At 52.3% G+C, this 3,202-nt stretch carries 5 protein-coding genes; 2 read left to right on the top strand and 3 right to left on the bottom strand.

Features of this window, described 5'->3' with window-relative positions:
- Both RTK32_RS20495 and RTK32_RS20500 read right to left on the bottom strand, forming a co-directional pair.
- A partial coding sequence (locus tag RTK32_RS20495) for a tRNA-dihydrouridine synthase (protein ID WP_312047172.1) occupies positions 1 to 190 on the bottom strand: 190 nt, incomplete at its 3' end.
- Positions 191 to 303: 113 nt separating this feature from the next.
- Entirely contained in the window at positions 304 to 1,545 is a 1,242-nt protein-coding gene (locus RTK32_RS20500) for a conjugal transfer protein TraF (protein ID WP_312047174.1), read from the bottom strand.
- Between the two features lie 438 nt (positions 1,546 to 1,983).
- On the opposite strand from RTK32_RS20500, the gene zur reads away from it, so the two are divergent.
- Positions 1,984 to 2,499, top strand: a complete 516-nt coding sequence (zur, locus tag RTK32_RS20505; RefSeq protein ID WP_312047180.1) for a zinc uptake transcriptional repressor Zur — start codon at positions 1,984 to 1,986, stop codon at positions 2,497 to 2,499.
- Between the two features lie 151 nt (positions 2,500 to 2,650).
- Here the strand turns inward: zur and RTK32_RS20510 are convergent, their stop codons facing one another.
- On the bottom strand, positions 2,651 to 2,860 hold the full coding sequence (locus RTK32_RS20510) for a CsbD family protein (RefSeq protein WP_312047176.1): 210 nt from the start codon (positions 2,858 to 2,860) through the stop codon (positions 2,651 to 2,653).
- 110 nt (positions 2,861 to 2,970) lie between these two features.
- On the opposite strand from RTK32_RS20510, the gene RTK32_RS20515 reads away from it, so the two are divergent.
- Positions 2,971 to 3,202, top strand: a 232-nt coding sequence (locus RTK32_RS20515) for a hypothetical protein (RefSeq protein WP_312047178.1), incomplete at its 3' end; no start/stop codon positions are given.

Raw genomic sequence — 3,202 nt, forward strand, 5'->3', positions numbered from 1 at the left:
CGACCGGCTGTTCTTGCTGGTTCCAGGCCAGATAGTCGCCTTTGCCATGAATAATGGCGCCGGTAGTGACCATCTCGGTGTAAAGCAGCGCCTGACGGCTCAGCTGACGATGAAAGTAGCGGCAGTGACGGTCGGTCCAGTCCAGCATTGGCGCAACGGAAAAACGGTGGGCAGGTAAATTCTGGGTCATAAAGCGCAAAGACTCTGATTAACAAATGACGATAATGTGCGCAATGATAGCATGACTGCCCGCAATCGCTAAACGGGCTGTAAGGGCGCACGATGATGCGCCCTTGAGGAAAATCAGAACGTGAAGTTAAGCTGGGCTACGGCACCCCAGGTATTGTCATTACCACGCATTCCGGCCAGATCCAAATGGACCTTATTAAACGGCGACAGCCCAAAGCCGGCAGTAACCACATTGGTATCGTTGGCCTTTAAATCTGCACGATAACCCGCGCGCAGCTGCAGCCAGTCCAGCACGCGATACTCCGCGCCTACGCCTGCATACTGGCTGTCTTCTACTGTTTTAAACCGTTTGGTTGGGGTGGCATCTACATCCAGCGCCGTCGTCAGCCGCTCGGTATGCCAGGAAACGCCAGGGGTGACGACCGGGCGGATCTGGTAGGTATCCTTATAGCCATTAACTTCACGAGTATCGATATCACGGGCAATCAGGTTCTGTGCGCTGACGCCCAGCGTCCAGTTGGCGTTCAGATCGGTCGCCACACCGGCGTCCATGTTGAAACCGGTATTGGAATTCTTATAGCGCCCTTTAGTGAAGTCTGATTTATCGTAGTTATAAACAGAAGCGCTGTAGTTATAGAGATACGTTTTCTGGATCTTCGGCGTAATGCCAAAAGAAACCGGCTGACCGGCGATAACGAACTCGTGCGCCACGGCAACGCCATAGTCATAAACAATAGCGCCGCGTCCCAGCGCGGATGACGTTAGCGAGTTCTGGACGCCTGGCCGGGGAAGATCTTTGCCGTCGGCTACACGCTGTAAATAATCGATATCGCCCTGGCTGACGTTAGCCCTTACATGCGCCGTTCCGTAAGCTTTCGCGACAAAGGCAAAAGGCAGCACTTCGTTTGGCACGGTCACCGCAACGGCAGCCCCTGCCGTTGCCCAGGCTTTATTGCCCTTGATGCCGCGCAGCTGGTTCGCCAGATCGCCCGCTGCAGATTTCACTCGTGGATAGTCAGCAAAGCTTAAAACACCCTGGCGAGCAATATCCTGATAGCGATCCACGCTGTCGGTCAAATCATCCACTTTATCGATCAGCTTGTGCTTGTCCGTAAGCTGGGCACCGGCGGCTGGCAGAATAATGCTGACATCGTCTTCCGGCTGGGCTTTCGTCATCAGTGCCGGGTTAGCCAGCACCGCTGTGCCGTAGGTTGAAGAGGCAACGCCTGTCCCACCCATTGCATCATTGCGGGCGTCATAGTAGTTGCCAGCGGCCAGAGCGCTTAACGGAGCCAGCAACAGCACGGGAAATACGGCCGGTCGTGTGAATCTGTTCAGCTTGAATTTATTGACCATTTACTTCTAACCCTTCAGCAAAGAAGACAGCGCCCGAAGCGCAATACGTTTGATTGCCCGTATAATGGGCCGAACAGCGAGAAGTCATTAGCCTGAACTAAGTCAAATTACCCGCCCTTTTCTGCTCATTGCGCGGCTTTTAATCTGCTATCCGGCTGGAAAATAAGCCGTGTTTTCAATGACTGACGCAGCAATGTTTACAAAAACTTAAGTAAATGTAGTTAAAACATTTCAGAGTGCAACCGTTATTGACGCGCTTCTTTAGTCATCAATGGTACAGCACAGCTCAAAAAGCGGGCGAATTTATAACCTTCGATTTTGACTGGGATTTTAGCGCGTGGCGGTCAGGACGACGTAAGGGAAGGCAGAAAGTCAGAAGCGCGACGTTTTTACTGACGCTGTGATAATATAACGTGCTAAGCCAGACTGGGGAGCATGATGAACATTAACAGTCCTGAAAAAATTCTGTCGCAGGCGGAAGCTATCTGCCAGCAGCGCAACGTCAGGCTGACGCCTCAGCGTCTGGAAGTGCTGCGGTTGATGAGCCACCATCATGGCGCGATCAGCGCGTACGACCTGCTGGATTTGTTGCGCGCCAGCGAACCGCAGGCCAAGCCACCTACCATCTATCGGGCGCTGGATTTCCTTTTGGAGCAGGGGTTCGTCCATCGCGTTGAGTCTACTAACAGCTATGTGGTCTGCCATCATTTTGAAGGGCCATCGCATACGTCGGCAATGCTGATTTGCGATCGCTGCGGCGGCGTGGCCGAGCAGCACGCAGAAGGCGTGGAGGATATTCTGAAATCTCTGTCGCGTACTGCAGGCTTTGCTCTGACCAACAGCGTGATAGAAGCGCACGGCCTGTGCAAAAGCTGCGTCGAGGTGGAGGCCTGCCAGCATCATGATGCGTGCCAGCACGATCATACTGCCAGTACAAAAAAACGCGGCCGCTGAACCCCTTAAGCTTTAGAATAATTTAAGCGGCGAAGATGGACAGGCGGGACAGAAAAGCAAAAGGGCAGCGCCAAAAGCGCTGCCCTTTTCGTAGAATGCTCCCCGGTCGTTATCAGCGCTGGCGATGCCAGGCTGACCGGGGGCCGTTCCGTCAGAAACGATGGTTGTTGCTGCTTTCCCAATCGCCCAGCTCTTTCTCAGCCTGGTCTTTGGTATAACCGTAACGTTCCTGAATTTTACCGACCAGCTGATCGCGTTTTCCTTCCACGACTGTCATGTCGTCGTCGGTCAGCTTGCCCCATTTTTCTTTAAATTTACCCTTTAACTGTTTCCAGTTACCGCCGGCTTCGTCTTTATTCATCTTATTTCTCCTTAACCTTAGGTGATAACAGCTTATCGTTACAGCAAAACGGCTGGCAGCAACATAAAACGCTGCTCAAATGCGTAACGTACGGATAATTGTAGTAGAAGATGGCAGGTTTGCATGACACAGCGGCATATTTTCTAAAAAAAGCGAAGCGGCACGAGCGGAACGGTAAAACTCTGGGGGATTTGGACGTCACGAAGCGGGAGAGAAAAGAGGCGGACAGGGTTAAGACGATAAAACAGGTAAAGGCAGGTAATGCAGGTAATGCAGGTAATGCAGACAATGCAGACAATGCAGACAATGCAGACAATGCAGACAATGCAGACAATGCAGACA

The organism is Erwinia sp., assembly GCF_031978025.1.
In the GTDB taxonomy this organism is placed as follows: Bacteria; Pseudomonadota; Gammaproteobacteria; order Enterobacterales; family Enterobacteriaceae; genus Erwinia.

Coding starts and splice junctions, on each gene's coding strand:
- RTK32_RS20500 (WP_312047174.1), bottom strand. CDS start 1,545: ATGGTCAATAAATTCAAGCTGAACAGATTCACACGACCGGCCGTATTT.
- zur (WP_312047180.1), top strand. CDS start 1,984: ATGAACATTAACAGTCCTGAAAAAATTCTGTCGCAGGCGGAAGCTATC.
- RTK32_RS20510 (WP_312047176.1), bottom strand. CDS start 2,860: ATGAATAAAGACGAAGCCGGCGGTAACTGGAAACAGTTAAAGGGTAAA.